The 26947-nt window shown below is 64.8% G+C and carries 19 protein-coding genes and 1 pseudogene; 16 read left to right on the forward strand and 4 right to left on the reverse strand.

All coding sequences use genetic code 11. The annotated features are described in order from the left end of the window. Window positions 1-6 precede the first annotated feature (6 nt). The 7 genes and pseudogenes from HU735_RS10905 to HU735_RS10935 all read left to right on the forward strand — a co-directional run bounded on the left by HU735_RS10905 (window position 7) and on the right by HU735_RS10935 (window position 4846). Complete coding sequence (locus HU735_RS10905) at window positions 7-597, forward strand: hypothetical protein (protein WP_186713513.1); 591 nt, start codon at window positions 7-9, stop codon at window positions 595-597. A 22-nt stretch (window positions 598-619) separates the two neighbouring features. Further along, window positions 620-881: pseudogene (locus HU735_RS10910) on the forward strand (PAAR domain-containing protein). Window positions 882-1090: 209 nt separating this feature from the next. Next, window positions 1091-1558 carry a hypothetical protein gene (locus HU735_RS10915; protein WP_186713514.1) on the forward strand — a complete coding sequence of 156 codons (468 nt, stop codon included), beginning with the start codon at window positions 1091-1093 and terminating at the stop codon, window positions 1556-1558. Between the two features lie 180 nt (window positions 1559-1738). Then, a complete protein-coding gene (locus HU735_RS10920; RefSeq protein ID WP_186713515.1) occupies window positions 1739-2182 on the forward strand; it encodes an SMI1/KNR4 family protein in 444 nt (147 codons plus the stop codon). After that, window positions 2182-2436, forward strand: a complete 255-nt coding sequence (locus HU735_RS10925) for a PAAR domain-containing protein (protein ID WP_186713516.1) — start codon at window positions 2182-2184, stop codon at window positions 2434-2436. Before HU735_RS10920 ends, HU735_RS10925 begins: the two co-directional genes overlap by 1 nt. Before the next feature lie 708 nt (window positions 2437-3144). Then, the gene (locus HU735_RS10930) at window positions 3145-3408 is read left to right on the forward strand and encodes a PAAR domain-containing protein (protein WP_186713517.1); all 264 of its coding nucleotides are present in this window, start codon (window positions 3145-3147) and stop codon (window positions 3406-3408) included. Window positions 3409-3796: 388 nt separating this feature from the next. Beyond that, window positions 3797-4846 (forward strand): 3-oxoacyl-[acyl-carrier-protein] synthase III C-terminal domain-containing protein, encoded by a 1050-nt coding sequence (locus HU735_RS10935; RefSeq protein WP_186713518.1) that lies wholly within the window; start codon window positions 3797-3799, stop codon window positions 4844-4846. A gap of 60 nt (window positions 4847-4906) precedes the next feature. Here the strand turns inward: HU735_RS10935 and zwf are convergent, their stop codons facing one another. Both zwf and gnd read right to left on the reverse strand, forming a co-directional pair. Beyond that, complete coding sequence (gene zwf / locus HU735_RS10940) at window positions 4907-6400, reverse strand: glucose-6-phosphate dehydrogenase (RefSeq protein WP_186713519.1); 1494 nt, start codon at window positions 6398-6400, stop codon at window positions 4907-4909. After that, window positions 6401-7420 (reverse strand): phosphogluconate dehydrogenase (NAD(+)-dependent, decarboxylating), encoded by a 1020-nt coding sequence (gene gnd, locus HU735_RS10945; protein ID WP_256206016.1) that lies wholly within the window; start codon window positions 7418-7420, stop codon window positions 6401-6403. It lies immediately after the preceding gene. Between the two features lie 160 nt (window positions 7421-7580). Here gnd and HU735_RS10950 point away from each other — a divergent pair, with 160 nt between their 5' ends. From HU735_RS10950 to HU735_RS10990, 9 genes are all read left to right on the forward strand, one after another. Continuing rightward, the gene (locus HU735_RS10950) at window positions 7581-7748 is read left to right on the forward strand and encodes a DUF6026 family protein (protein WP_220037411.1); all 168 of its coding nucleotides are present in this window, start codon (window positions 7581-7583) and stop codon (window positions 7746-7748) included. A 492-nt stretch (window positions 7749-8240) separates the two neighbouring features. Then, window positions 8241-9800, forward strand: a complete 1560-nt coding sequence (gene glgA, locus HU735_RS10955; RefSeq protein ID WP_186713520.1) for a glycogen synthase GlgA — start codon at window positions 8241-8243, stop codon at window positions 9798-9800. Window positions 9801-9814: 14 nt separating this feature from the next. Beyond that, window positions 9815-11557 carry a malto-oligosyltrehalose trehalohydrolase gene (gene treZ / locus HU735_RS10960; protein WP_186713521.1) on the forward strand — a complete coding sequence of 581 codons (1743 nt, stop codon included), beginning with the start codon at window positions 9815-9817 and terminating at the stop codon, window positions 11555-11557. Then, complete coding sequence (gene malQ, locus HU735_RS10965) at window positions 11554-13623, forward strand: 4-alpha-glucanotransferase (protein ID WP_186713522.1); 2070 nt, start codon at window positions 11554-11556, stop codon at window positions 13621-13623. The genes treZ and malQ overlap by 4 nt, the downstream gene beginning before the upstream one ends. Beyond that, window positions 13620-16394 (forward strand): malto-oligosyltrehalose synthase, encoded by a 2775-nt coding sequence (locus HU735_RS10970; protein ID WP_186713523.1) that lies wholly within the window; start codon window positions 13620-13622, stop codon window positions 16392-16394. Before malQ ends, HU735_RS10970 begins: the two co-directional genes overlap by 4 nt. 20 nt (window positions 16395-16414) lie before the next feature. After that, window positions 16415-16654, forward strand: coding sequence for a DUF2934 domain-containing protein (locus tag HU735_RS10975; RefSeq protein ID WP_186713524.1), 240 nt, complete (start codon window positions 16415-16417; stop codon window positions 16652-16654). Between the two features lie 145 nt (window positions 16655-16799). Then, window positions 16800-18953 carry a glycogen debranching protein GlgX gene (gene glgX / locus HU735_RS10980; protein WP_186713525.1) on the forward strand — a complete coding sequence of 718 codons (2154 nt, stop codon included), beginning with the start codon at window positions 16800-16802 and terminating at the stop codon, window positions 18951-18953. Window positions 18954-19128: 175 nt separating this feature from the next. Then, complete coding sequence (locus tag HU735_RS10985) at window positions 19129-19911, forward strand: endonuclease/exonuclease/phosphatase family protein (protein ID WP_186713526.1); 783 nt, start codon at window positions 19129-19131, stop codon at window positions 19909-19911. Between the two features lie 320 nt (window positions 19912-20231). After that, on the forward strand, window positions 20232-21308 hold the full coding sequence (locus HU735_RS10990) for an autotransporter outer membrane beta-barrel domain-containing protein (protein WP_186713527.1): 1077 nt from the start codon (window positions 20232-20234) through the stop codon (window positions 21306-21308). 72 nt (window positions 21309-21380) lie between these two features. On the opposite strand, the gene glgB is transcribed toward HU735_RS10990, so the two are convergent. Beyond that, entirely contained in the window at window positions 21381-23591 is a 2211-nt protein-coding gene (glgB, locus tag HU735_RS10995) for a 1,4-alpha-glucan branching protein GlgB (RefSeq protein ID WP_186713528.1), read from the reverse strand. Then, window positions 23592-26909 (reverse strand): maltose alpha-D-glucosyltransferase, encoded by a 3318-nt coding sequence (gene treS / locus HU735_RS11000; RefSeq protein ID WP_186713529.1) that lies wholly within the window; start codon window positions 26907-26909, stop codon window positions 23592-23594. Window positions 26910-26947 lie beyond the last annotated feature (38 nt).

Below are 26947 nucleotides of genomic sequence, written 5' to 3' on the forward strand. Positions count from 1 at the left end.
ATCATTATGTACAATGAAATTATCTTTAGCACATCCCATCCTTTAGAGGGGCAGGCGTATGTGGGGCCGGAAGTTTGGCTTCCATCAGAGATCAACTGGCCAACCAATGAGCAAGGACAACCGCTTAGCCATCTAATGGCTATCCCCATGTCTTGGTTTTCCAAAAAAGCAAGCCTCAGAAATCACTACATTTCCATCTTCATACCGTACACCAAAAACTCATCTGCACACTATAGAGACCTGAGCGCGAGAAACACTAACAATCCTGCAGTGGTTATAGGATACAAAAAATCCCAAAAGCCCGTTGATAAGGCGCATCAAATCAGCGCTGGCGGAAGCGCTTTTATTTCAATAAATCTTGACGCCGATGACGATGAAAACCTAGCATCAAAGGTCGACGGCATAGATGCTTGGCTACAGCGCGAAATTGTTATCGATAATCACTGCCGGCGCGCATCTATCTATGGTGCAGACCTGGATATATGCCTCCCGCATGATAAAGGGACTCTTTCTGACGGCATGGGTTATTTACTCCTGCGCCACGATTTCGAATCAACCAGCAACATGGAAGTCGGAAAGTTTTTTCTTCAACTATAATGTACGCCACGAGAACTCGATAATGAACAATATAGTTATGACAGGCGACACAACGGACCGGTGGCGTAGTGATCGACTCCATAGACAATATAAATCTTAACGGCAAACCCATGGCGGACAAAGGCAACATAGTCTTCTGCCCTTAATGCAAGGGCGAGTTCCCAATCATCGAAGGCAGCCACACCTACCGCGTCAACGGCATCCCCGTTGCACTCGATGGCATGGAGACCGCGTGCGGTGGCAGCCTCATCACCAGGGCATCACATGGCAGCGTCCATTGCTGAGCCAGTCAGCCCAAGCGAGGTAAGCGAATAACAGACATCCAAGCAGTATGTCTGTTGCCACCGCTCCAAGCCTACCCTGCTTCGCGGTCATGAAGGTCAGGATATCTACAAGCGATACGGCAACCAATTCCGCCTGAGCACCATCAAGAACAATCCCGTAGTGGGCCGAAATAGAAACAAACCAACCTATATGGAGTGCATCTTTCGAAATGAAAAATCAAAAAAACCAGAAGAAAATCCATGTGAATATTGGAGATATATTTTCCGTCCCGCTCTTTGGTGGTAGTCATGTTTTTGGGTATATTCGTGCCTACCAGGACCCAGATGTCGCCATACTTCCCATCATATCTAAAGGAAGAGTTCTATCTAAATCTGAGCTGCCTTCTCTAGTAAGCAATCTAGATGTTTCATCCCTACGGAATGCCATAGAGAGTGGCGAATGGGCGCTAATTGCGAACATCCCATTCCCAGACGAAGAGTCCTCGTGGGCACCTCCAAGGCGACAGGCTCCCGTATTCAAAGCAGACACAAGAAGAACAGTAATCGTCAAAGGGCAAATAATTTCAGCGGAGGCTTATGGGGAGTACGATAACCTTCCAATGATGATCAGGCTAGATGACAAGGGGCTGAAAGAACAAATCGAAAGAATCTCTACGCGATTTCCTGTCATTGAATAAGCGACTAAATACGAGTACTCAAAGGGCGAATAAAGTTGGCAGACCGCGAAGCTCTGCATCCATATGGAAAAAACAGCTTCCAGATTATCCTGTGGACAGAGCCGGGTTTGGAAAGGACCACGAGCAGTACTGACGAGATCGCACTGAATCAGAGATAAAGCAACGAGGAGGCTGTTAGCAATGATCACAAAATGGCTAACGGATAGGATATCCAGTAAATACCCGGATCGGCTCAGAGGCAATGCACACGAAGTAACAGGCATCCTGAATTCACTCGGGGTCAAGTCTCTCAGCGACTTTGGACAATTTTATACAAAATTCAAAGGAAGATTCCCTTCTTCCCCGGGAAAGCTTGAACTCCTGGATCTTATCGGGTCTGGAATACCTACAATCCCAGATCAGACGGAATACATACAGGATCGATATGAAATACCAGCAAACTACATACCTCTTACATCCGATGAGGGTGAGGGCATGTATCTATATGAAAAATTTACGGGCGAAGTATACAACTACTACCTTCGCGATCACGATCAATTTACATCTGGCAAATGCAATCCGGAATGGGCTAGCTTCCAAGCATTCCTGGAGTGGTATTTCAACACGGCACAAGCATCAAGGTAATGATTAGAACCAAAGACAGAACTGACCATGGAGGAATAGTCACCGGCATGATTGAAAACACTAACCTCAACGAAAAACCAATGACAGGTAAAGGAAACATGGTGTTCTGCCCACTCTGCAAAGGCGAGTTCTCAATCATCGAAGGCAGTGAGACCTACAGGGTCAATGGAGTACCTGTCGCCCTCAACGGCATGAAGACCGCGTGCGGCGCCAGCCTGATTGCCAGCGCATCACATGGCAGCGTCCATCGCTGAGCCAACCAGCCCAAGTGGGGTAAACGAACAACAGACATCCAAGCAGTATGTCTGTGGCCTCCGCTCCAAGCCTGCCTTGCTTCGCGGCCATGAAAGCCAGGAGGTCTACCAGTGCTACGGCAACCAGTTCCGCCTGAGCGCCATCAAGAACAATCCCATAGGGGGCCGAAATAGAAAAAACCGACCTATATAAAATGCGCAGAAAGGCAATTGAGAAGATGAAAAAGCCTATCAAAAAGAAGCCAGCCCCAGGCGACATTTACGCAGTGCCTTTAAATGAAAGAAAGACAAAATTTGGCTACGTGCGAATGTACATCGAGCCTAATATCGCAATTTTGCCAATAATATCTATAGGTGGCCTCATTAAAATCAGCGACATAAAAATACCGACACCCACACAGACTGCTTATCATTCCGAACGGCCATTGAAAAAAACGAATGGCCGCAAATTGGAAATATTCCTTTTAATGATACAGACTCCGCTTGGCCCGGTCCCAAAAAGCAGGTCTCAAAGATCAGGCCAGATCTTCGAATGGTCATCCATAAAGGTCACTTGATATCAGAAAAAGAATTCGGTGAATACGACTCTCTCCCAGAGTTCAAAAAATTTAACGACCTGCAACTAATCAGCCAAATTTTAGCTTTAGAGAACGAATTCAGCACGATAACGGTAGCTGATTATTAACCCTCCCAAAGAGACCTTCGACAATGAAAAACATCGTGAGGCTGGGGGATACAACTGACCATGGAGGAATGGTCATCGAATCTATTCCACACACGAACCTCAATGGCAAGCCAATAGCAGGCAAAGGCAACCTGGTTCTATGCCCGCTCTGCAAAGGCGAGTTCCCAATCATCGAAGGCAGCAGCACCTACCGCATCAATGGCGTCCCCGTCGCGCTCGACGGTATGAAGACCGCCTGCGGAGCGCGCCTGGTTGCAAGCGCATCCCACGGCAGTGTCGAACGTTGAGCCTCTTGGACTTTGCCGCCCGGCGCTCATCGAAGGCCAAGCCCGCTCCCACGCCACTCTCAGCACTTGGGCTGTGCCGTTGGCGAGACGCGGGAACATTGATCCACGACATGGGTTCGCAAATGCCCTGTGCTAGAAATAGGCCGGTCAGTTGGCGTCACCGGGGCTGCTACGCAGCCCATCGCCGGCAAGCCGGCTCCCACGGATACAGCGCAGGCTCAGGGAATGCACGCGCCCTGTGGGAGCCGGCTTGCCGGCGAAAGGTCGCAGAGCGGCCCCTTTTCGCTTGACTGACAGGCATCAGGCCATTGGCTGCTTACAAGGATGAGCACGCCTCCACTCATGCGCACATACCGCGCAGGATCAATCCCCTCAACAAGGACGTTATATGAAGATCGTCGGGCTTTCCGCAATACTGCCGTCACGCCAAGTCACCAACCAGGACGTCATCAACCTGGTCGAACAACACTCCAGGGACACCTTCCAGGAGGACTTGCCGAAAACCTTGAAGACCATCGGCAAGTTGCTGGAGAAAAGCGGCAGCGACACCCGCCATTGGCTGGCGGCTGACGAGACGCCGATGGCCCTGATGGAAGCGGCATTCGACGCGGCGCTGGCCCAGGCCAATATCAGCAAGGCCGACCTGGACCTGCTGATCTATCCCAACGTCACCCGCGGCTTCATCGAGCCGGCCAACAGCACCTTCATCGCCAAGGCGCTGGGCCTGAACTGCCGCAACTTCGATGTGGTCGACGCCTGCAACGGCTGGGTGACGGCCATGGACGTCATCAACAGCAAGATGCAAGCCGGTGAAATCCGCTACGCCGCCATCGTCAACATGGAGTTCGGCATGTCGGAAGGCGGGCCGGTGATGCCCAAGAACTTCTCGTTGCAGTCGCCGGCCGAACTGGCCTACAAGTTCCCGAGCTTTACCATTGGCGAGGCCGCCGTCGTCACCATCCTGAGTAACGAGGCACCGGGGAACTTCAAGTTCTCCTATATCAATAGGCCCGACCTGAGTGACTTGTCGACGATCTCCTTGCCGGACTGGAAGCTGTTCTGCAACGAAGAAGATATCGCCAAGATCGAGCCTACCGGTGGCCAGTACCAGTTCAACTCCTATGCCGCCGCCCTGCACGAAGACGGGCGCAACGAAGCGATCAAAGTCTTCAACCTGCAGAAACTCACCGCGGACGACGTGCACAAGGTGTTCATCCATACCGGCTCGCCAAAGATGTGGGAACACATTGGCCAGATGATCGGCGTCGATCACAAGTTGCATCACGTCGGGCACAAGACCGGCAACATCATTACCGCGTCGATCCCCTTCGGCATCTTTGATGCCATGAGCCGGGGCGAAGCCGAGCCAGGCCAGTTCTGCATGGGCTGGGCGGGCAGTGGCGGGATGGTGTTCTCGGCGCTGTCGTTTACCTTGTAGGGCTACTGTGAAAACCTGCCGCCGTGCTGCAACGGCGGCAGGTCGCTATCCCCACTGGCGTCACCCCAGCGTGTGCCACTCGCGCTTGTCCCGCGCCAGCAACTCGTCGCCGGCCTCGGGGCCATCCTCCCCCGCCGCATACCCGTGCACCTCGCCGCCCTCGGCCGCCCAGGCATCGAGGAACGGTTGCACCGCGCGCCAGCCGTTCTCGATGTTGTCGGCACGCTGGAACAGGGTCTGGTCACCGGTGAGGCAGTCGTAGATCAGCGTCTCGTAACCGGTCGCCGGGGTCATCTTGAAGAAGTCCTTGTAGGCGAAGCCCATCTCGACATTCTCCATCACCAGCTCCGGCCCCGGGCGCTTGGCCTGCAGGTCGAACCACATGCCCTCGTTGGGCTGGATCTGGATCTTCAGGTAGTTGGGCTTGGGCCGCTCCAGCTCGCTTTCGCGAAACTGCGCGTAGGGCGCCGGCTTGAAGCAGATGGCGATCTCGGTGTCGCGCACGCTCATGCGCTTGCCGGTGCGCAGGTAGAACGGCACCCCGGCCCAGCGCCAGTTGTCGATCATCACCTTGAGGGCGACATAGGTCTCGGTCTGGCTGTGCGGGGCGACGTTGGCCTCCTCGCGGTAGCCGGGCAGCTGCTTGCGGCCCTGCTTGCCGGCGCTGTACTGGCCACGCACGGAATTGCGCAGGGCCATCTTCTGCGACCAGGGGCGGATGGCGCCGATCACCTTGGCCTTTTCACCGCGCACGGCGTCGGCGCCGAAGGCCGCCGGCGGCTCCATGGCGACCATGGCCAGCAGCTGGAACAGGTGGTTGGGCACCATGTCGCGCAGGGCGCCGGTGTTGTCGTAGAACGCCCCGCGCGTCTCGACGCCGACGGTTTCGGCGGCGGTGATCTGCACGTGGTCGATGTAATGATTGTTCCAGAACGACTCGAACAGGCCGTTGGAGAAACGGCTGACCAGGATGTTCTGGACGGTCTCCTTGCCCAGGTAATGGTCGATGCGGTAGATCTGCCGCTCGTTCATCACCTTGAGCAGGCGGGCGTTGAGCGCCTCGGCGCTGGCCAGGTCAGTGCCGAAGGGCTTTTCCACCACCACCCGGCGAAAGCCCCCGCCCGACTCGTCGAGCAGGCCGGCATCGCCCAGGCGCTGGGCCACCTCGGGGAAGAAACGTGGCGAGGTGGCCAGGTAGAAGATGGCGTTGCCGTGGCGCGTCTTGTCGATGCGCCGGGCCAGGGCCTGGTAGGTCTGCGGATCGAGGAAATCGCCGGTCTGGTAGTCCAGGCGCTTGGCCAGGCGTGCCCAAAGTTTTTCGTCCAGGCACTTGCCAGCGTTGCGCTCGGCCATGAAGGCACGCAGGCGCTCGGCGAACGCCTCGGCCGTGGCGGCGTTGTGGTCGACCCCGACGATGCGCATGTTGCGATCGAGCAGGCCGTCACGGCTGAGGTTGTACAGCGCCGGCATCAGCAGGCGCTTGACCAGGTCGCCGCTGGCGCCGAACAGGAACAGGGTGCACGGCGGCGCAGCGGGGATGGTCGATTTGCTCATTCAGTCCTTCTTCTTCTCGACGTGGCCGCCAAAGCCCAGGCGCATGGCGGAAAGGATCTTGTCACCGTAGGTGCCCTGCTGCTGGCGCGAGCGGAAACGGGCGAACAGCGCGCTGGACAGCACCGGCACCGGCACCGCTTGCTCGACGGCGGCGTCGATGGTCCAGCGGCCTTCGCCGCTGTCGGACACCGAGCCGCTGAATTCGGTCAGTTGCGGGTCGGCGACCAGCGCGTCGGCGGTCAGGTCCAGCAGCCAGGAGGTGACCACGCTGCCGCGGCGCCACACTTCGGCGATCTCGGCCACATTCAGGTCGAAGCGCTGGTCCTCCGGCAGTTCCGGGCCACCCTTGCTGCGCAGCAGGTCGAAGCCTTCGGCGTAGGCCTGCATCAGGCCGTACTCGATGCCGTTGTGCACCATCTTCACGTAGTGGCCGGCACCGGGCGGGCCGGCGTGGATGTAGCCGTGCTCGGCGCGCTCGTGCTCGCCGCTGCGGCCCTGGGTGCGCGGAATGTCGCCGACGCCCGGGGCGAGGGCCTTGAACAGCGGCTCCAGGCGCTCGAACACCGCCTTCTCGCCGCCGATCATCATGCAGTAGCCACGGTCCAGGCCCCACACGCCGCCGGAGGTGCCGACGTCGAGGTAGTGCAGGCCACGCTTGCCCAGCTCGGCGGCGCGGCGCACGTCGTCCTTGTAGAAGGTGTTGCCGCCATCGATGATGGCGTCGCCCGGCTCGAGCAGGTCGGCCAGCTGGGCGATGGTCTGCTCGGTGATTTCGCCCGCCGGCAGCATGACCCACACTGCCCGCGGCGCCTTGAGTTTCTGCACCAGCGCACCCAGGTCGTGGGCGCCCACGGCACCTTCGCCTTCCAGGGTGGTGATGGCTTCGCGGTTGCGATCGTGGACCACAGTGCTGTGACCTGCGCGCATCAGGCGCCTTGCGATATTGCCGCCCATGCGGCCAAGCCCGATGATTCCCAGTTGCATGTGACGACGCTCCCGTTGGTTTTGCTTTACAACAATTGACGATTTCAGATTAGTCCAGCGTTCTGGCGTAGGGTTCACCGACGAACGGGGCGACAACGATAAACAAAAAAGTTCCCAAGGGCCTGCGAAGAATTCAGAATGCGCGCCGCGCGAAGCGACTACGCTTCAAATTGTCACCAGCCATGCGAGGTGTGCCATGGGTACCCTGATGCCAGCCACTCCCACCCAGACCCTCTACGTCACCGTGCGCCGCGACGAGCTGCGCCAGTTGAAGGACGAACGTGACCAGCTGCGCCAGCAGGTCGCCCAACTGAACCTGCTGCTGGAGCAGGCCCGCGTGCAAGGCAAGGCCGCCGGTCTCTGATTCACCCGTCCCGTGTGGGAGCACCCTGGCTCCCACCCTCTCGCTGACGCCCTTTCCTGTTGCCGTATCGCGCCCGTCGCGGGTCGAACCCGTTGCGTTGTGCTGCGACCCTCATATTTTGCAACAACTCGCCAACGTTTGCGCGGGCAAACGTCCTCGAGAAAAATGACCAACGGGTCACTTTTCTCGCATTTCGTCTCCTACACTCCAGTTTCGGCCCGCGTTTTGCTCATAAAAAAGTGACGTAAAAAAGTCGAACTTTGCAAAACACGGGCAGGTCAGGACTTAAGTGGGCCGACGCAAAAGGACTTCCTCACGTCAGGCCCGCCCACCCCAACCAGTCCATACGTCTTTCGGCCGGAATGCCGAACGTGCCGTGCCTGCGCGCACGAATCTGGGGCAAGGACCGCACTACGAAGATGCAACAACGATCAGAGAGCACACCCACGAGCCAACGTTAAGCACACACCAGAACAAGGGACGGAGAGAAGTATGATCAGTGCCGCTGTCGAACCTCACGTAGAGTCATTCAACCCGGATAGCCGCGAGCCGCTGCCATCGGCGCTCGCCCCGACAGTCAAGGCACCCGGCGCCCAGCGCCAGCACAATCCGAACAAGCGCAAGATCCTGTTCGTCACCTCGGAGATCGCCGACCTGGTCAAGACCGGCGGCCTGGGCGACGTGTCCTCCGCCCTGCCCCGCGCCCTGGCGCACCTGCACGACGTGCGGGTGCTGATCCCCGGTTACCGCCAGGTGATGGAAAGCGACAACCCCATCCATATCGTCGGCGAACTGGGCGGCCACGCGGCCCTGCCAGCGTGCAAGATCGGCCGCATGGACCTGGCTGACGGCCTGGTGATCTACGTACTGATCTGCCCCGAGCTGTACCAGCGCGACGGCACGCCCTACGGCGCCAACAACGGCCGCGACTGGCCCGACAACCATATCCGCTTCGCCCGCCTGGGCCTGGCGGCGGCGGAAATCGCCGCCGGCGAAGGCATGGCCCACTGGCGCCCCGACCTGGTGCATGCCCACGACTGGCCGGCCGGGCTGGCCCCGGCCTACATGCACTGGCGCGGCCTGAGCACCCCGACCCTGTTCACCATCCACAACCTGGCCTACCAGGGCGTGTACAGCCGCGGCTGCAGCCCGGAGCTGGCGATCCCCGACCACGCCATGCAGCAGGAAGGCATGGAGTTCTACGGCAAGCTGTCGTTCCTCAAGGCCGGCCTGGCCTACTCCAGCCACATCACCACGGTCAGCGCCACCTACGCCCGCGAGATCACCACCCCCGAGTTCGGCTGCGGCCTGGACGGTTTCCTCGCCAGCAAGGCCCAGCAAGGGCTGCTCGGTGGCATCCCCAACGGCATCGACGAAAGCTGGGACTCGGCTACCGACCAGCACCTGCACCACAACTTCAGCCTCAACGACTGGGCCGGCAAGGCGCGCAACGCCCAGCAGGTGCGCGAACTGTTCGAACTGGAGCCGTCGGACGGGCCGCTGTTCGCCGTGGTGTCGCGGCTGGTCTACCAGAAAGGCCTGGACCTGACCCTGGGGGTGGCCGACTACATCGTCCAGCAGGGTGGTCAGATCGCCATCATCGGCCGTGGCGAACCCGAGGAGGAACAGGCCATGCGCGAGCTGGCCCTGCGGCATCCGGGCCGTATCGGCGTGCGCATCGGCTTCAACGAAACCGACGCCCGGCGCATGTTCGCAGGCTCCGATTTCCTGCTGATGCCGTCGCGCTACGAGCCCTGCGGCCTGAGCCAGATGTACGCCCAGCGCTTTGGCTCGCTGCCGGTGGCACGCAACACCGGCGGGCTGGCCGACACCATCGAGAACGGTGTAACAGGCTTTCTGTTCGACGACTCGACCGTCGACAGCTACCGCGAGGCCCTGGCCCGTGCCTTCTACGTGTACGGCAAGAAGAACCTGCTGAACGCCATGCGCTGCCTGTCGATGACCCAGCCGTTCAACTGGTGCCAGGCGGTGGAACCCTATGCCCGGCTGTACGAAGACCTGGTCAGGCAGGCACAGCACGCCCACTACTGAGCGGAGAGCCGGCGATGCACAAGCATGGCGCACAGTTGCTGGACGCCACGTCGGCGCGCTTCGCCCTCTGGGCGCCGGATGCGCGCAGCGTGAGCGTGACCATCGGGCAGCGGCCGCCCCTGGCGCTGCGGCCCGACGGCGATGGCTGGTACACCGGTGTCGGCCCCTGCCAGGCGGGCGAGCACTACCACTATTGCATCGACGATGAGCTGCAGGTGCCCGACCCCGCGTCGCGCTATCAGCCCGAGGGCGTGCACGGCCCCAGCGCGCTGGTGGATGTCGGCGCTTATCCGTGGCGGCACCCGTGGCAGGGCCGGCCCTGGCACGAGGCGGTGATCCAGGAGCTGCACGTGGGCCTGCTCGGCGGCTACGACGGCGTGGCCAAGGTGCTGCCGCGCCTGGCCGAGCTGGGCATCAGCGCCATCGAGCTGATGCCCCTGGGGCAGTTCCCCGGCGCGCGCAACTGGGGCTACGACGGCGTGCTGCCGTTCGCCCCGCAGCACAGCTACGGCACGCCGCAGGCGCTGTGCGGCCTGGTCGACCAGGCCCACGGCCACGGCCTGATGGTGCTGGTGGACGTGGTCTACAACCACTTCGGCCCCGACGGCAACTACCTGCACCGCTACGCCAGCCCGTTTTTCCGCGACGACCGGCAGACGCCCTGGGGCGCGGCCATCGATTTTCGCCGCGCCGAGGTACGCGAGTACTTCATCCAGAACGCGTTGATGTGGCTGTGCGACTATCGCTGCGACGGCCTGCGCCTGGACGCGGTGCACGCCATCGACCAACCGGATTTTCTCGTCGAACTGGCGCAGCGGGTACGCGCCGCCGTCGAGCCCGGGCGGCAGGTGTGGCTGGTGCTGGAAAACGAGCACAACCAGGCCGCGCTGCTGCAACAGGGCTTCGACGCGCAGTGGAACGACGACGGCCACAACGCCCTGCATGTGCTGCTGACCGGCGAGACCGAAGGCTACTACGCCGACTACAAGGAGCGGCCGATCGACCAGCTGGCCCGCTGCCTGGCCGAAGGCTTCGTGTTCCAGGGCCAGCCCGACCGCCACGGCACGCCCCGGGGCGAGCCCAGCGGCCACCTGCCACCGAGCGCCTTCGTGCTGTTTTTGCAGAACCACGACCAGGTCGGCAACCGCGCCCTGGGCGAACGCCTCACCCGCCTCTGCCCGCCGCCGGCCCTGCGCGCCGCCACCGCGCTGTTGCTGCTGGCGCCGATGATCCCGCTGCTGTTCATGGGCGACGACGACGGCAGCCGCGAGCCGTTCCTGTTCTTCACCGACTTCCATGATGAGCTGGCCGACGCCGTGCGTGAGGGGCGGCGCGGCGAGTTTGCCCATTTCGATGCCTTTGCCGATCCGCACAAGCGCGAACAGATCCCCGACCCGAATGCCGAGGCGACCTTCACCTCGTCCCGGCCCCGGCATCAGGATGTGTTGGCCGGCTGGCACGGCCTGTACCAGCAACTGCTCGACCTGCGCCGGCGCCATGTCGTCGCGCACCTGCCCGGCACCCGCGCCCTCGGTGCCGAGGTGCTTGGCGAGCAGGCGCTGACCGCCCGCTGGCGCCTGGGCAACGGCTGCGAGCTGCGCATCGACCTCAACCTCGCCGCCCAGCCCCAGCCGGTCGCGCTGCCCGCCCTGCAACGGCGCCTGTACGACAGCAGCGACAACGCCCACCCCGACTCGACCCTTGCCGCGCACAGCTGCGTGGTCAGCCTGCTGCCCCCCGACCAGGAGACGCCATGAGCGAACAGCCCCTCCACCGCCTGGCCGCGCGGGTCGGCCTGGCCCGCGACTGGATCGACGCCAACAACCGCCCGCAGCAGGTCAGCGACGAGGTATTGCGCCGGGTGCTCGCAGGCCTCGGCCACCCGGCCGACGATGCCGCCGCCATCGCCGCCAGCCTGCGCGCCGTCGAGCAGGCCGGGGACAGCGAACACCTGCCGCCGCTGCTGACCGTCGATGTCGGCCAGCCCCTGGACCTGCAGCGCTATTTCAGCGCCGACTGCCAGGCGCACTGCACCCTGGAGGACGGCAGCCAGCGCAACCTGGCCCTGGACGCCCAGGCGCGCCTGCCGGGCGAGCTGCCGCTGGGCTACCACCGCGTGGACATCGATGGCCGCACCTTCACCGTGGCCGTGGCGCCGCCGCGCTGCCATGCCCTGGAGGACCGCGTCGAGCAGCAACCGCCGCGCTGCTGGGGCATCGCGGCGCAGCTGTACAGCCTGCGCCGCCCAGGCGATGGCGGCTACGGCGACTGCCTGGCCCTGGAGCAACTGGCGCGCAACGCCGCCGAGCGCGGCGCCGATGCCCTGGCGATCAGCCCGATCCACACCCTGTCGGCGTTCGACCAGCGCCACTTCAGCCCCTACTCGCCCTCCAGCCGGCTGCTGCGCAACGTGCTCTACGCCAGCCCCGGTGTCGTCTTCGGCGAGCGCGAGGTGCGCATGGCCATCGAGGCCTGCGACCTGCAGGGGAGCCTCGACACGCTGGAACAACAGACGCTGGTGGACTGGCCCCGGGCCGCCGATGCCCGCCTGCGCCTGCTCGAGGCGCTCTACCGGCAGTTCAGCCAGGGCGAGCATCCGCTTCGCCAGGATTTTGAGAGTTTCCGCGCCAGCGCCGGCGAGCAGCTGGAGCACCATTGCCGCTTCGAAGTGCTGCAGGCCGAAGCGGTCAGTACGGGCCTGGGCGCCGACTGGCGCCGCTGGCCCAAGGCCTGGCACGATCCCTATCACCCTGAGGTCGAGGCCTTCGCCAACGCCTACCCGGCGCGGGTCGAGTTCCACGCCTTCTGCCAGTGGCTGACCGAACGCAGCCTGCAACGAGCCCAGGAGGCGGCGCGCGGCAACGGCATGGCGGTGGGCCTGATCGCCGACCTGGCGGTGGGGGCCGACGGCGCCGGCAGCCAGGCCTGGAGCCGCCAGGACGAACTGCTGGCCGAGCTCAAGGTCGGCGCGCCGCCGGACATCCTCAACCGCTCCGGCCAGGACTGGGGCATCTGCGCCTTCTCCCCCGAGGGCCTCAGGCGCAACGGCTACCGCGCCTTCATCGAGATGCTGCGGGCCAACCTGGCCCATGCCGGCGGCCTGCGCATCGACCATGTGATGGGCCTGCGCAGGCTGTGGCTGATCCCCCGTGGCGCCAAACCCAGCGAAGGCGCCTACCTGGACTATCCGCTGGACGACCTGCTGCGCCTGCTGGCGCTGGAATCGGCGCGGCACCAGGCGATCATCCTCGGCGAGGACCTGGGCACCGTGCCCGAGGGCCTGCGCGAACGCCTGGCCGACAAGGCCGTGCTGGGCATGTGCGTGCTGCCGTTCGAGCAGGCCGGGCCCGGGCAGTTCAAGCCGATCCTCGACTGGCCGGACAACGCCCTGGCCACCACCGGCACCCATGACCTGGCGCCCCTGGCCGGCTGGCTGGTGGGTCGCGACATCGACTGGAGCCATCGCCTGCAACTGATCGACGCCGCCACCGAACTGCACTGGCGCCATACCCGGGCCCTGGAACGCGACGGCCTGCGCCGCACCCTGGAGCAGAACTACGGGCCACTGCGCGGCGACGACGCGCTGATCGACGCAGCGATCCGCTACGTTGGCCATACCCGCGCGCCGCTGGTGCTGGTGCCGCTGGAAGACCTGCTGGGCAGCGACGAGCAAGCCAACCTGCCCGGCACCACCGAAGGCCACCCCAACTGGCGCCGGCGCTTCCAGGCGCCGGTACGCGACCTGCTCGACGACGAGGACGCCGCCCGCCGCCTGGAGCTGCTGGCCCAGGCCCGCGAACAGGCCTGGGAGCGTGATCGATGAAACCCTTGACCGCCACTCTGCGCCTGCAACTGCACAGCGACTTCACCCTGGATGACGCGGTGCCGCTGGTGCCCTACTTCGCCCGCCTTGGCATCAGCCACCTGTACGCCTCGCCGATCCTCACCGCCCGCGCCGGCTCCCGGCATGGTTATGATGTGGTCGACCCGACCCGGGTCAACCCCGAGCTTGGCGGCGAGGCGGCGCTCGAACGCCTGGTGGCCGCCCTGCGCCAGCACGGCATGGGGCTGATCCTCGACACCGTGTCCAACCACATGGCCGTGGGCGGCGCCGACAATCCCTGGTGGCAGAGCCTGCTGGCCTGGGGGCGGCGCAGCCCCTATGCGGAATTCTTCGATATCCAGTGGCACTCCAGCGACCCGTTGCTGGCCGGGCAGCTGTTGCTGCCGTTTCTCGGCAGCGACTATGGCGCGGCCCTGCAGAACGGCGAGATCCCGCTGACCGTCGACGCGCCACAGGGGCGTTTCGAGGTGGCCCACCATGAGCATCGCTTCCCGATCTGCCCGCTGGACTACGGGCGCATCCTCGGCCAGGCCGAGGACCCACGCTTGCAAGCACTGGCCGCGCACTTCAGTGCCCTTGGCGAGGCCGACGATCCACTGGCCGCGGCCCTGCCCCTGCACCACGAGCTGGCGCGCCTGGGCGCCGCCGGCGCGGACCTGCAATCGGCCCTCGGCGCCTTCGACAGCCGCACCGAGGCCGGCTTCAAGCGCCTGCACCTGCTGCTCGAACGGCAGACCTACCGCCTGGCCAGCTGGCGCACCGCCGCCGACGACATCAACTGGCGGCGCTTCTTCGACATCAACGAACTCGGCGGCCTGCGCGTGGAGCGCGCGGTGGTGTTCGAGGCCACCCATGCCAAGCTGTTCGAGCTGATCGAACGTGGCCTGGTGGACGGCCTGCGCATCGACCATATCGACGGCCTGGCCGACCCGCGCCGCTACTGCCGCAACCTGCGCCGCCGGGTCGACCGCTTGCTGGCGCGACGGCCGCTGGATACCGCGCTGGCGCACTTCCCGATCTATGTGGAGAAGATCCTCGGCGCCGACGAGCACCTGCACCGCGACTGGCTCACCGACGGCACCACCGGCTACGAGTTCATGAACCAGGTATCGCTGCTGCAGCACGATCCCGCCGGCGAGGGGCCGCTGGGCGAGCTGTGGAGCGCCATCAGCGAGCGCCCTGAATTCGCCGAGGAGGTGCGCACGGCCCGCCACCTGGTGCTCAACGCCAGCCTGGCTGGCGACTGCGAGTCGGTGGCCCAGGCCCTGCTGCAAGTGGCCCGCGACGACCTGATGACCCGCGACCTCACCCTCGGCGCCATTCGCCGGGCGCTGCAGGCGCTGGTCGAGCACTACCCGGTGTATCGCACCTATATCAACGCCTGTGGCCGCCCCGCCGAGGACGAGGCATTTTTCCAGCAGGCGCTGGCCGGGGCGCGACAGTCGCTGGGCGAAGCCGACTGGCCGCTGCTCGAGCAGCTCGAGCGCTGGCTCGGTGGCCAGCCGTGGCGCCGCCTGCCGCCGGGCCGACCGCGCAAGCACCTGCGCCATGCCTGCGTGCGCTTCCAGCAACTGACCGCGCCCAGCGCCGCCAAGGCCGTCGAGGATACCGCGTTCTATCGCTCGGCCCGCCTGCTGTCGCGCAACGATGTGGGCTTCGACGCCGAGCGCTTCAGCGCCGCGCCGGCCTGGTTCCACAACGAGGCCCAGCGGCGCCTGCGCGACTTCCCCGACAACCTGCTGGCCACCGCCACCCACGACCACAAGCGCGGCGAGGACTGCCGCGCGCGCCTGGCCGTGCTCAGCGAGCACGGCCCCTGGCTGGCCAGCCGCGTCGAGCACTGGCGCGAGCTGGCCGCGCCGCTGCGCGAAGCGCTGGACGACGGCGAGGCCCCCAGCCCCGCTGACGAGCTGCTGCTGTTGCAGACCTTGCTCGGCAGCTGGCCACTGACCCTCGACCTGCATGACCCGGCGGCCCTGCGCGCCTATGCCGAACGCCTCCGTCAATGGCAGCGCAAGGCCCTGCGTGAAGCCAAGCTGCGCAGCAGCTGGGCCGCGCCGAACGAACGCTACGAGCAGGCCTGCGCGGCCTATGTCGACGGCCTGCTGCTGGACGACGAGAACCAGCAGCTGCGCCAGTCCCTGCACGAAGCGGCGCGCCGCCTGGCCTGCCCCGGCGCCCTGAACGGTCTGGCGCAATGCCTGTTGCGCATGACCACGCCCGGCGTGCCGGACCTGTACCAGGGCAACGAGTACTGGGACCTGTCGCTGGTCGACCCGGACAACCGCCGCCCGGTGGACTACCCTGCAAGACGGGCCAGCCTGGACGACGCCACGCCCCTGGCCGAGCTGCTCGCCCACTGGCGCGACGGCCGCCTCAAGCAGGCCCTGGTGGCCCGGGTGCTGGACGCCCGCCAGGCCCACCCCGAACTGTTCCAGCGTGGCGCCTACCTGCCGCTTGCCGTGCGCGGGCGCCATGCCGACAAGGTGCTGGCCTTCGCCCGCCTGGGCGAGGACGCCCGCGCTCTCATCGTCGTACCACGGCTGGCCAGCACCCTGCTGGGCCCGGCCGCCACCCCGTTGATCCCGGCACAGAACTGGGACGATACCCGGCTTGTCCTGCCGTTTGCCTTGTCGCCTGCCAACTGCTCGGGACTTTTCGGCGGCGGTGCTGTCACCCCTTCAAGGGAGCTGATGTTGAGCACCGTGCTGATGGAATTTCCGGTCAATGTGTTGATTGAACATGCCTAACTGCATTCAGGAGCGTCGAGATGAGTGTCGAAGAAAAGCGTATTCGCGAGTTCGCCTATCAGATCTGGGAGTCGGAGGGTAAGCCGGCGGGCCAGGAGGACCGTCATTGGCAGATGGCGCGCAAGCTGGCCGAGGCCGAGGCATTGGCGCCGAAGGCCGCACCGCGCAAGAAGGCGGCGGCCAAGCCCAAGGCCGCTACTTCCGTGGAAAAGCCGCTTGCCGTGAAGAAGCCCAGGGCAGTGAAGAAGCCGGCAAGTTGAATGCCGTGTAGCGCCTGTACCGGCCTTATCGCGGGGCAAGCCCGCTCCCACGCCTCTGTGACTGAGCGTTCGTGCGTGGGAGCGGGCTTGCCCCCCCCCCCCCCCCCCCCCCCCCCCCCCCTCCCCCCGGACCCCGAGGACCGCCATGAGCCCCCGCACCCCGAAGAAGACCCGCTCCGTCGCCCCGTCGCGCATCCGCGAAGGCCTGCCCTTTCCGCTCGGCGCCAGCTGGGACGGCCTGGGGGTCAACTTCGCGCTGTTCTCGGCCAACGCCACCAAGGTCGAGCTGTGCCTGTTCGACGCCAGCGGCGAGGAGGAAATCGAGCGCATCGAGCTGCCCGAATACACCGACGAGATCTACCACGGCTACCTGCCAGACGCCCACCCGGGCCTGGTCTACGGTTACCGCGTGCACGGCCCATACGAACCCGAGAACGGCCACCGCTTCAACCCCAACAAACTGCTGATCGACCCCTACGCCAAGCAACTGGTGGGCACGCTGAAGTGGTCCGAGGCGCTGTTCGGCTACACCATCGGCCACCCCGACGCCGACCTGTCGTTCGACGAGCGCGACAGCGCGCCGTTCGTGCCCAAGTGCAAGGTCATCGACCCGGCCTTCACCTGGGGCCGCGACCAGCGCGTGCTGATCCCCTGGGAACGCACGATCATCTACGAGGCCCACACCCGCGGCATCAGCATGCGCCATCCGGCGGTGCCCGAGCACCTGCGCGGCACCTTCGCGGGGCTGGCCAACGACGAGCTGCTGGCGCATATCAAGGAGCTTGGCGTATCGAGCATCGAGCTGCTGCCGATCCACGCCTTCGTCAACGACCAGCACTTGCTGGACAAGGGCCTGAACAACTACTGGGGCTACAACAGCATCGCCTTCTTCGCGCCGCATCCGCGCTACCTGGCCAGCGGCAAGATCGCCGAGTTCAAGGAGATGGTCGCGCACCTGCACGATGCCGGGCTCGAGGTGATCCTCGACGTGGTCTACAACCACACCGCCGAGGGCAACGAGCGCGGCCCGACCCTGTCGATGCGCGGCATCGACAACGCCTCCTACTACCGCCTGATGCCCGACGACCGGCGTTTCTACATAAACGATTCGGGCACCGGCAACACCCTCGACCTGAGCCACCCCCGGGTGCTGCAACTGGTCACCGACTCGCTGCGCTACTGGGCCGGCGAGATGCACGTGGATGGTTTTCGCTTCGACCTGGCAACCATTCTCGGCCGCTATCACGATGGCTACAGCGAGCGTCACGGCTTTCTCGTCGCCTGCCGCCAGGACCCGATGCTCAGCCAGACCAAGCTGATCGCCGAACCCTGGGACTGCGGCCCGGGCGGCTACCAGGTGGGCAATTTCGCCCCCGGCTGGGCCGAGTGGAACGATCGCTTCCGCGACACCGTGCGCAGCTTCTGGAAAGGCGACGAAGGCATGCTTGCCGACTTCGCCTCACGCATGACCGCCTCGGGCGACCTGTTCAACAACCGTGGCCGACGCCCCTACGCCTCGGTCAACTTCGTCACCGCCCACGACGGCTTCACCCTGCGCGACCTGGTCTCCTACAACGACAAGCACAACGAAGACAACGACGAGAACAACCAGGACGGCACCAACAACAACCTGTCGTGGAACTGCGGCGTCGAAGGCCCCACCGACGACCCGGCGATCAACGCCCTGCGCATGCGCCAGATGCGCAACTACTTCGCCACCTTGCTGCTGGCCCAGGGCACGCCGATGATTGTCGCCGGCGACGAGTTCAGCCGCACCCAGCACGGCAACAACAACGCCTACTGCCAGGACAGCGAGATTGGCTGGGTGAACTGGGACCTGGACGAGGACGGCAAGGCGCTGATGACCTTCGTCAAGCGCCTGACCCGCCTGCGCCTGGCCTACCCGATTCTGCGCCGCTCGCGCTTCCTGGTCGGTGACTACAACGAGGCGATCGGGGTCAAGGACGTCACCTGGCTGGCCCCGGACGCCAGCGAGATGACCGTCGAGCAGTGGGAGGACCCGCACGGGCGCTGCCTGGGCATGCTGATGGACGGCCGCGCCCAGGTCAGCGGCATCGCCCGGCCCGGCGCCGAGGCGACCATGCTGCTGATCGTCAACGCCTACCACGATGTGGTGCCGTTCACCCTGCCGGCGGTGCCGGAGGGTGACTACTGGAGCTGCCTGGTGGACACCGACCGACCCGAGCTGCGCAAGCCGCAGCACCTGGCGTTCGACACGGTGTTCGAGGTCAAGGGACGATCGCTGCTGTTGCTGGTGCTGCAGCGGGAGGAGGACTGAACCTGCAATGGGCGTTTTCGGTCCTACACTGCGTGGGATAGGGCTTCGTGGGAGCGGGCTTGCCCCGCGATGAGGGCCGAGAAGGCCATCGAGCTGTTCAGGTGGACCCCATCGCGGGGCAAGCCCGCTCCCACGAAACCCGCCCCCGCAACGGGACTTACCAGCAGGAGCCGTCGTGAGCAGTCCAGGTTTCGCCAACGTCAACCAGGCCCCGGCCGTGCACCGGGTCAAGGTGCTGACGGTCAACACCCACAAGGGCTTCACCGCCTTCAACCGGCGCTTCATCCTGCCGGAGCTGCGCGAGGCGGTGCGCAGCACCGAGGCCGACATCGTGTTCCTCCAGGAAGTGCTCGGCAGCCACGACCGCCACGCCGCGCGCTACCCCGGCTGGCCACGGACCTCGCAGTACGAGTTCCTCGCCGACAGCATGTGGAGCGACTTCGCCTACGGCCGCAACGCGGTCTACCCAGACGGCCACCACGGCAACGCGCTGCTGTCCAAGTACCCGATCATCGAGCACCGCAACCTCGACGTGTCGATCACCGGCCCCGAGCGCCGCGGCCTGTTGCACTGCGTGCTGGACGTGCCAGGGCAGCGCCAGGTGCATGCCATCTGCGTGCACCTGTCGTTGCTCGAGCGCCACCGCCAGCAACAGCTGCACCTGCTGCGCCGGCTGCTCGACGCCCTGCCCGCCGACGCCCCGGTGATCATCGCCGGCGACTTCAACGACTGGCAGCTGCGCGGCAACCACACCCTGGGGCTGCAGCACGGCGTGCACGAGGCCTTCGAGCGTCACCATGGCCTGCTGGCCCGCACCTACCCCGCGCGCCTGCCGCTGCTGCGCCTGGACCGCATCTACCTGCGCAACGCCGACAGCCACGCACCGAGGATCCTCGGCAACAAGCCCTGGACCCACCTGTCCGACCATCTGCCGCTGGCGGTGGAAGTGCGGTTGTAGCAACGATTCGGCATAGCCACGTGGCGGCAAATCACCATTATCGATATGCGTCTTTCAAATTTTTGCAAATTCAACAGGTTGCATAGTCAAACAGGCATTTTGCGATCCTTTCACGCTTTCTTGACGCAAGCGCCGTCCTCTCCTTAGCTGAACAGTAATCACCAGACGTAAAAACTCGTGCCGGGCCTCTAGCGCGCGCCCTCGTGCGCTCTGCAGAAGGCTGGTGCGCTGGTACCTGTCGCCCCCTGTTCTTGTCGTACAGCTCGTGACATCAGGCCAGGTCGTGGGCTGTTCACTCATACATCAACAGGAGATCCGCCATGAAAAGCACCTCGAATCCCTCGCGCTTCGACGCTTTTTTCTGTGCGGTTTCCACGTCGCTGCTCTTGGCAACCCCGGTGGAAACCTTCGCCTTCGAAACACAGGAGGGCGAACCCTTCGCCCCCGTCCTGGCGCAGCCCGAGGTGCCGCGATTGTCGCTCGATCCGGTCAGCGTCAGCGGCCTCAACCAGGGCCTGCTAAGCGCCTTCTCCGAGCGCATGGGTGAACGCCACGGCCAGCCCGACACCGACCATATCGCCAGCCAGTGGGCGCAGTTCTTCCCCGGCGCGCCGCGCCAGGGCGTTCAGCCGCCGGCGCAGGTGGAGGCGCCCAGCCAGCAGATGATGATCGGACCGGACCTGTTCGTGCGTGAAACCAGTGGCGGCAACGTGCACCGCGCGGGGATCTTCGTCGGCCACAACAACCTGCAGAGCACCTTCAACGGCATGCGCCCGCTGCTGGGCGACAAGCAGCGTGACGCGGTCAACCTCAGCGGCGAGAGCCTGGGCGTGTACTGGAGCATGACCCACGAACAGGGCTGGCACGTGGACGCCGTGGCCATGGGCACGCGCATCGACGTCAACGGCCGTTCCCAGGCCGGCCAGCGGCTCGACGACAGCGGCCACGCGATGACCTTCTCGGTGGAAGGCGGCTACCCCATCGGCCTGGGCGCCGGCTGGGTGATCGAGCCCCAGGCGCAGTTGATCAACCAGCAGTTCTTCCCGGGTAGCCAGGTCCAGGAGGAAACCCTGCAGGCCTTCGACAGCCAGCCCAGCTGGAGCGGCCGGGTCGGTGCCAAGCTGTCGGCGCGCTACGAAGTGCGCGGCATGCCCATCGAACCCTATGTGCGCACCAACGTCTGGTACGACTTCAGCAACGCCGACCCGGTGAAGCTGGATCAGGTCGACAAGATCTCCAGCTCGCGCAGCGCCGCCACGGTTGAACTGGGCTTGGGCCTGGTGGCCCGGGTGACGCCGAACGTGGCGCTGTTCGTCAGTGCCGACTACAGCTCCGATGTGGATGACAATGACCTGAATGGGTTGATTGGTAGCCTGGGGGTCAGGATGCGTTGGTAGACGACCACCGCACTCCTGTAGGAGCGGCCCTTTCGCGGCACAAGGCCGCTCCTACAGGGAGAGAGGAAACCATCAGGCCGGCTTCATCACCAACACCCCCAACGGCGGCAGGTTCAGCGCCAGCGACAACGGCTGGCCATGGCTGGCGATCGTTTCACTGGCCACCGCCCCCAGGTTGCCCACGTTCGACCCGGCATACAGCCCGGCGTCGCTGTTGAGCAACTCCTGCCACTGTTCACCGAACGGCACGCCGATCCGGTAACCCTCCCGCGGCACCGGGGTGAAGTTGGCCACCACCAGCAGGGGCTCGCCCTGGCTGCTCCAGCGCAGCCAGGCGTACACGCTGTTGTGCGCGTCATCACCGATCAGCCACTGGAAGCCCTGGGCCCGGCAGTCCTGATCGTGCAACGCCGGCAGTTCACGGTACAGCCGGTTGAGGTCGGCCACCAGCTTCTGCACGCCCTGGTGCTCGGAGTACTGCAGCAGGTACCAGTCCAGTTGCTGGTCGTGGTTCCACTCGCGCCACTGGCCGAACTCGCAGCCCATGAACAGCAGCTTCTTGCCCGGATGGGTCCACATGAACGCCAGGTACGCCCGCAGGTTGGCGAACTTCTGCCAGCGGTCGCCGGGCATCTTGTCGATCAGCGAATGCTTGCCGTGGACCACCTCGTCGTGGGAGATCGGCAGGATGAAATGCTCGGAATAGGCGTAGATCAGCCCGAAGCTCATCTCGTTGTGGTGGTAGGTGCGGTGCACCGGGTCGTTCTGGATGTAATGCAGGGTGTCGTGCATCCAGCCCATGTTCCACTTGTAGGCGAAGCCCAGGCCGCCCTGCTGCACCGGCTGGCTGACGCCGGGCCAGGCGGTGGACTCCTCGGCGATGATCAGCGCGCCCGGCGCCTCATGGGCGGCGACGCCGTTGAGGTGGCGGATGAAGTCGATGGCCTCGAGGTTCTCGCGCCCGCCATGGCGGTTGGGCACCCATTCGCCCGCCTTGCGCGAATAGTCGCGGTAGAGCATCGAGGCCACCGCATCCACGCGCAGGCCGTCGATATGGAAGTGCTTGAGCCAGTGCAGCGCCGAGGCCAGCATGAAGCCGCGCACCTCGTTGCGACCGAGGTTGTAGATCAGCGTGTTCCAGTCCTGGTGGAAGCCTTCCAGCGGGTTGTCGTACTCGTACAGGGCGGTGCCGTCGAAGCGCGCCAGGCCATGCTCGTCGGTAGGGAAATGCGCTGGCACCCAGTCGAGGATCACGCCGATGCCGCCCTGGTGGCAGGCATCGACGAAGCAGGCGAAGTCCTCGGCGCTGCCATAGCGCGAGGTCGGCGCGAACAGCGACAGCGGCTGGTAGCCCCAGGAGCCGCCGAAGGGGTGCTCCATGATCGGCATCAGCTCGATATGGGTGAAGCCCAGCTCCTGCACGTAGGGCACCAGGCGCTCGGCCAGCTCGCGCCAGTTGTAGAAGCGCGCGACTTCGCCGGCATCGTCCAGCTCGCAGCGCCAGGAGCCGGCGTGCAGTTCGTAGATCGACAGCGGCGCGCTGTAGGCGTGGCGCTGGGCGCGCTGCTCCATCCACTGGCCGTCGCGCCAGGCGTGGGCCAGGGCCCCGGCCACCTTCGAGGCGGTGCTCGGCGGCAGCTCGGTGGCGCGGGCCAGGGGGTCGGCCTTGAGCGGCAGCACGCCGTCCGCGCCCAGCACTTCGAACTTGTAGGCCTCGCCCACGCCGAGCCTGGGCACGAACAGCTCCCACACCCCGGCGCTGTGGCGCAGGCGCATGGGGTGGCGGCGGCCGTCCCAGTTGTTGAAGTCGCCGACCACCGAGACCCGTCGGGCATTGGGTGCCCACACCGAGAAGCACACACCCGCGACACCGTCGGCAACGGTCGGCTGGGCGCCGAAACGCCCGGACAGGTCGCGGTGATTACCTTCGGCGAACAGGTAGAGGTCCATGTCGCCCAACTGCGGGCCGAAGCTGTAAGGGTCCTCGGTAACCTGCTCGCCGCCGGCCCAGCCGATCTGCAGCAGGTAGGCCCGTGCCTCATCGAGGTGCGCGGTGAACAGCCCCGGCACGCTGCCCTGCACCATTTCGGCAAGTACCTGCCCATCGTGGCGCGTCAGCAGTCGTGCGTTCAGGGCATTGGGCAGGAAAGCGCGGACGTACAGGCCGCCCGCGCCATCGCCATGGGGGCCGAGCACGGCAAATGGATCGGCGTGCTCGGCGCGGGCCAGGGCGTCGAGATCCCGTTGCCGAAGGCCGCCGTTGTCACGCGTGGTTGCGTTCATTTATGACTCTCCCCAGGTACTGATCAGTCCATGCAGGCCATGCAAAGGCACGGCCAGCCAGCTTGGCCGGTTTTCGGCTTCATAGGTGATTTCGTAGGCGGCCTTCTCCAGGCAGAACAGCTCCAGCGCGGCGCGCTCGCCCTCGGCCTGCTGCCAGGCGTGGGGCATGGCGGCGGTGGCCAGCCCGTAGGCTTCGACGAAGGCGTGACGCGACTGGTGCAGGTACTGCCGGGAGACCCGCTGCCGGGCCTGGCGCGCCGCATCGGACAGGTCGACCGCCGAGGCGCTGCGCAGGATCATCGCAGCAGCATAGTCGAAGGAGCGCAGCACGCCGCTGACATCCTTGTACGGGCTGTGTTTCGCCCGCCGCTCGTCCAGCGGGCGCGCCGGCTCGCCCTCGAAATCGATCAGGTAGGCGTCGCCCTGCACCACCAGCACCTGGCCCAAGTGCAGGTCGCCGTGCACGCGCATCAGCAGGCCGCCCCGGGCCTGGCGGGCGAGGTTGTCGACGTGCTGCTGGAGGCCTTCACGCTGTTGCTGCAAGTCGTCGACCAGGGCCTGGCTGTCGCGGTCCAGGGTGTCGCGGTACTGGGACAGCAGGTCGAGGGCGCGGGTCAGCTCAGTGCTGATCTGCCGGCTCCAGCGCTCGCTGTCCTGGGCATCGCTCGGACGAGACTGGAACGCCACCTCATCGCTCGGCGCGGCCAGCAGCAGGTGCATCTCGCCCAGGCGTTGGCCGAGCAAGGCGGCAAAACCGGTCAGCTCGGCCAGGGCATCGGTATGCGCCTCTTGCTCGACGCTGCCGGGCTCCATCTGGTCGCGGATCGCCCGCTCCAGGGTGTTCTGCGTCCAGTCCCAGGCATCGCCCTGGTTGCTCAGGTAGCCCTGGGCGATCATCAGCAGATGGGGCTGGCCACTGTCATCGACACGGCTGACCCAGGCCAGCAAGGGCGAGATATTGGCAAAGCCCGCGGCGGTCAGGTAGGCGCTCATTTCAAGCTCCGGATGCACCCCCGGGTTCACCCGGCGAATCAGCTTGAGCACCAGGCTGCCGCCGACCACCACCGAGCTGTTGGACTGCTCGGCGCCCAGGTAGCGCACCTCGCTCTGCTCATCGAGCTGCAGCGCGGCCAAGGCCTCGGTGCGATGGAAATGCAGCTCGCCCAGGCCATCGCCACAGGGCAGGCGCAGGCCCTCCTGGCAGCCCTTGAGCACGGCGCGAATGAACGGTTCGAGCACGAAGGCGTCGGTGATCAGCCCCACCTGGCGGCCACGGCGCACCCGCGACAGCGCCAACTGCTGGGGCAGCGCCGCGTTGATCTGCTCCTCCGGCAGCAGGCCGAAGGGCAACTGGTAGTGAGTGACGACGCCCTCGCTGTGCACCTCCAACTCGGCGAGCAGCACCGGCAGCGCCGTGGTGGCGAAGCGCACGCCATAGCTCAGGCGCACCTGGTCGATCGGCCCTTCCTTGCCGGCGAACCAGCGGCGCTTGGGCAGGTATTGCGGCAGGATCGACGCCTGCAAGGTCTCGCGCGATGGCGGCTCGAGCAGCTCCTCCATGCGCTTGCGCAGCACCAGGGTGGTCAGCTCGGGCAGACCCTCGGCGGGCTGGACATGCCAGCTGGGCATGCGGTCGTGACTGGCCAGCAGGAACCAGTAGAAGCCATAGGGCGGCAGGGTCAGCAGGAACGGCAGTTGGCCGATGGGCGGGAAGGCGCTGCCGCCAAGCATTTCCACCGGCACCCTGTCGGCGTATTGCGACAGTTCCAGCTCCGCCGCCTGGGCCGCCCGCGAGACGTTGGCCACGCACAGCACGATTTCGCCGTTGCCGTCGGCATCGGTGTATTCACGTATGTACGCCAACACCCGGCGATTGCTCGGCGTGAGCATCTTCAGGCTGCCACGGCCAAAGGCCTTCTGCTGCTTGCGCACCGCCAGCAGCCGGCGGTTCCAGTTGAGCAGCGAATGCGGGTCGTGGGCCTGGGCCTCGACGTTGATGGTCTGGTAGCCGTACAGCGGGTCCATGATCGGCGGCAGCACCAGGCGCTGCGGATCGGCCCGGGAGAAACCGCCGTTGCGGTCCGGCGACCACTGCATGGGCGTGCGCACGCCGTCGCGGTCGCCCAGGTAGATGTTGTCGCCCATGCCCAGCTCGTCGCCGTAGTACAGGGTCGGGGTGCCGGGCATCGACAGCAGCAGGCTGGTGAGCAGTTCGATGCGCCGCCGGTCGCGCTGCAGCAATGGCGCCAGGCGCCGGCGGATGCCGAGGTTGATGCGCGCGCGGCGGTCCTCGGCGTAGTAGTTCCACAGGTAGTCGCGCTCGCGGTCGGTGACCATCTCCAGGGTCAGTTCATCGTGGTTGCGCAGGAAGATCGCCCATTGGCAGTTGGCCGGGATCTCCGGGGTCTGGCGCAGGATATCGGTGATCGGGAAGCGGTCCTCCATGGCCAGGGCCATGTACATGCGCGGCATCAGCGGGAAGTGGAAGGCCATGTGGCACTCGTCGCCGTCGCCTTCGCCGAAGTACGGGCGGGTGTCCTCCGGCCACTGGTTGGCCTCGGCGAGCAGCATGCGGTCGGGGTAGTTGGCGTCGATCTCGGCGCGAATCGCCTTGAGCACGGTGTGGGTTTCGGGAAGGTTCTCGTTGTTGGTGCCGTCGCGCTCGATCAGGTACGGGATGGCATCCAGGCGCAGGCCGTCGACGCCGATGTCGAGCCAGTAGCGCATCACGCCGATCACCGCCTTGAGCACCTGCGGGTTGTCGAAGTTCAGGTCCGGCTGGTGCGAGTAGAAACGGTGCCAGAAATACTGGCCGGCGACCGGATCCCAGGTCCAGTTGGACTTCTCGGTGTCGAGGAAGATGATCCGCGTGCCGTCGTATTTCTGGTCGTCGTCGGACCACACGTAGAAGTCCCGGGCCTTGCTGCCGCGCCTGGCGTGGCGGGCGCGCTGGAACCAGGGGTGCTGGTCGGAGGTGTGGTTGATGACCAGCTCGGTGATCACCCGCAGGCCGCGCTTGTGGGCCTCGGCGATGAAGCGCTTGGCATCGGCCATGCTGCCGTAGTCCGGGTGCACGGCCTTGTACTCGGCGATGTCGTAGCCGTCATCGCGCCGGGGCGAGGGGTAGAACGGCAGCAGCCAGAGGGTATTGACGCCAAGTTCGGCGATGTAGTCGAGCTTGCCGATGAGCCCTGCGAAATCGCCGATGCCGTCGTTGTTCGAATCGAAGAACGATTTCACGTGCAACTGGTAGATCACCGCGTCCTTGTACCACAGCGGATCGTCGATGAAGGCTGCCGGGCGGGAACGCTTGGCCATGTGCGACTCCTTTCAATTGCAGATTTGCTTTCTCGGCC

This window comes from Pseudomonas sp. BW16M2 (assembly GCF_014268865.1).
Lineage (GTDB): Bacteria > Pseudomonadota > Gammaproteobacteria > Pseudomonadales > Pseudomonadaceae > Aquipseudomonas > Aquipseudomonas peradeniyensis.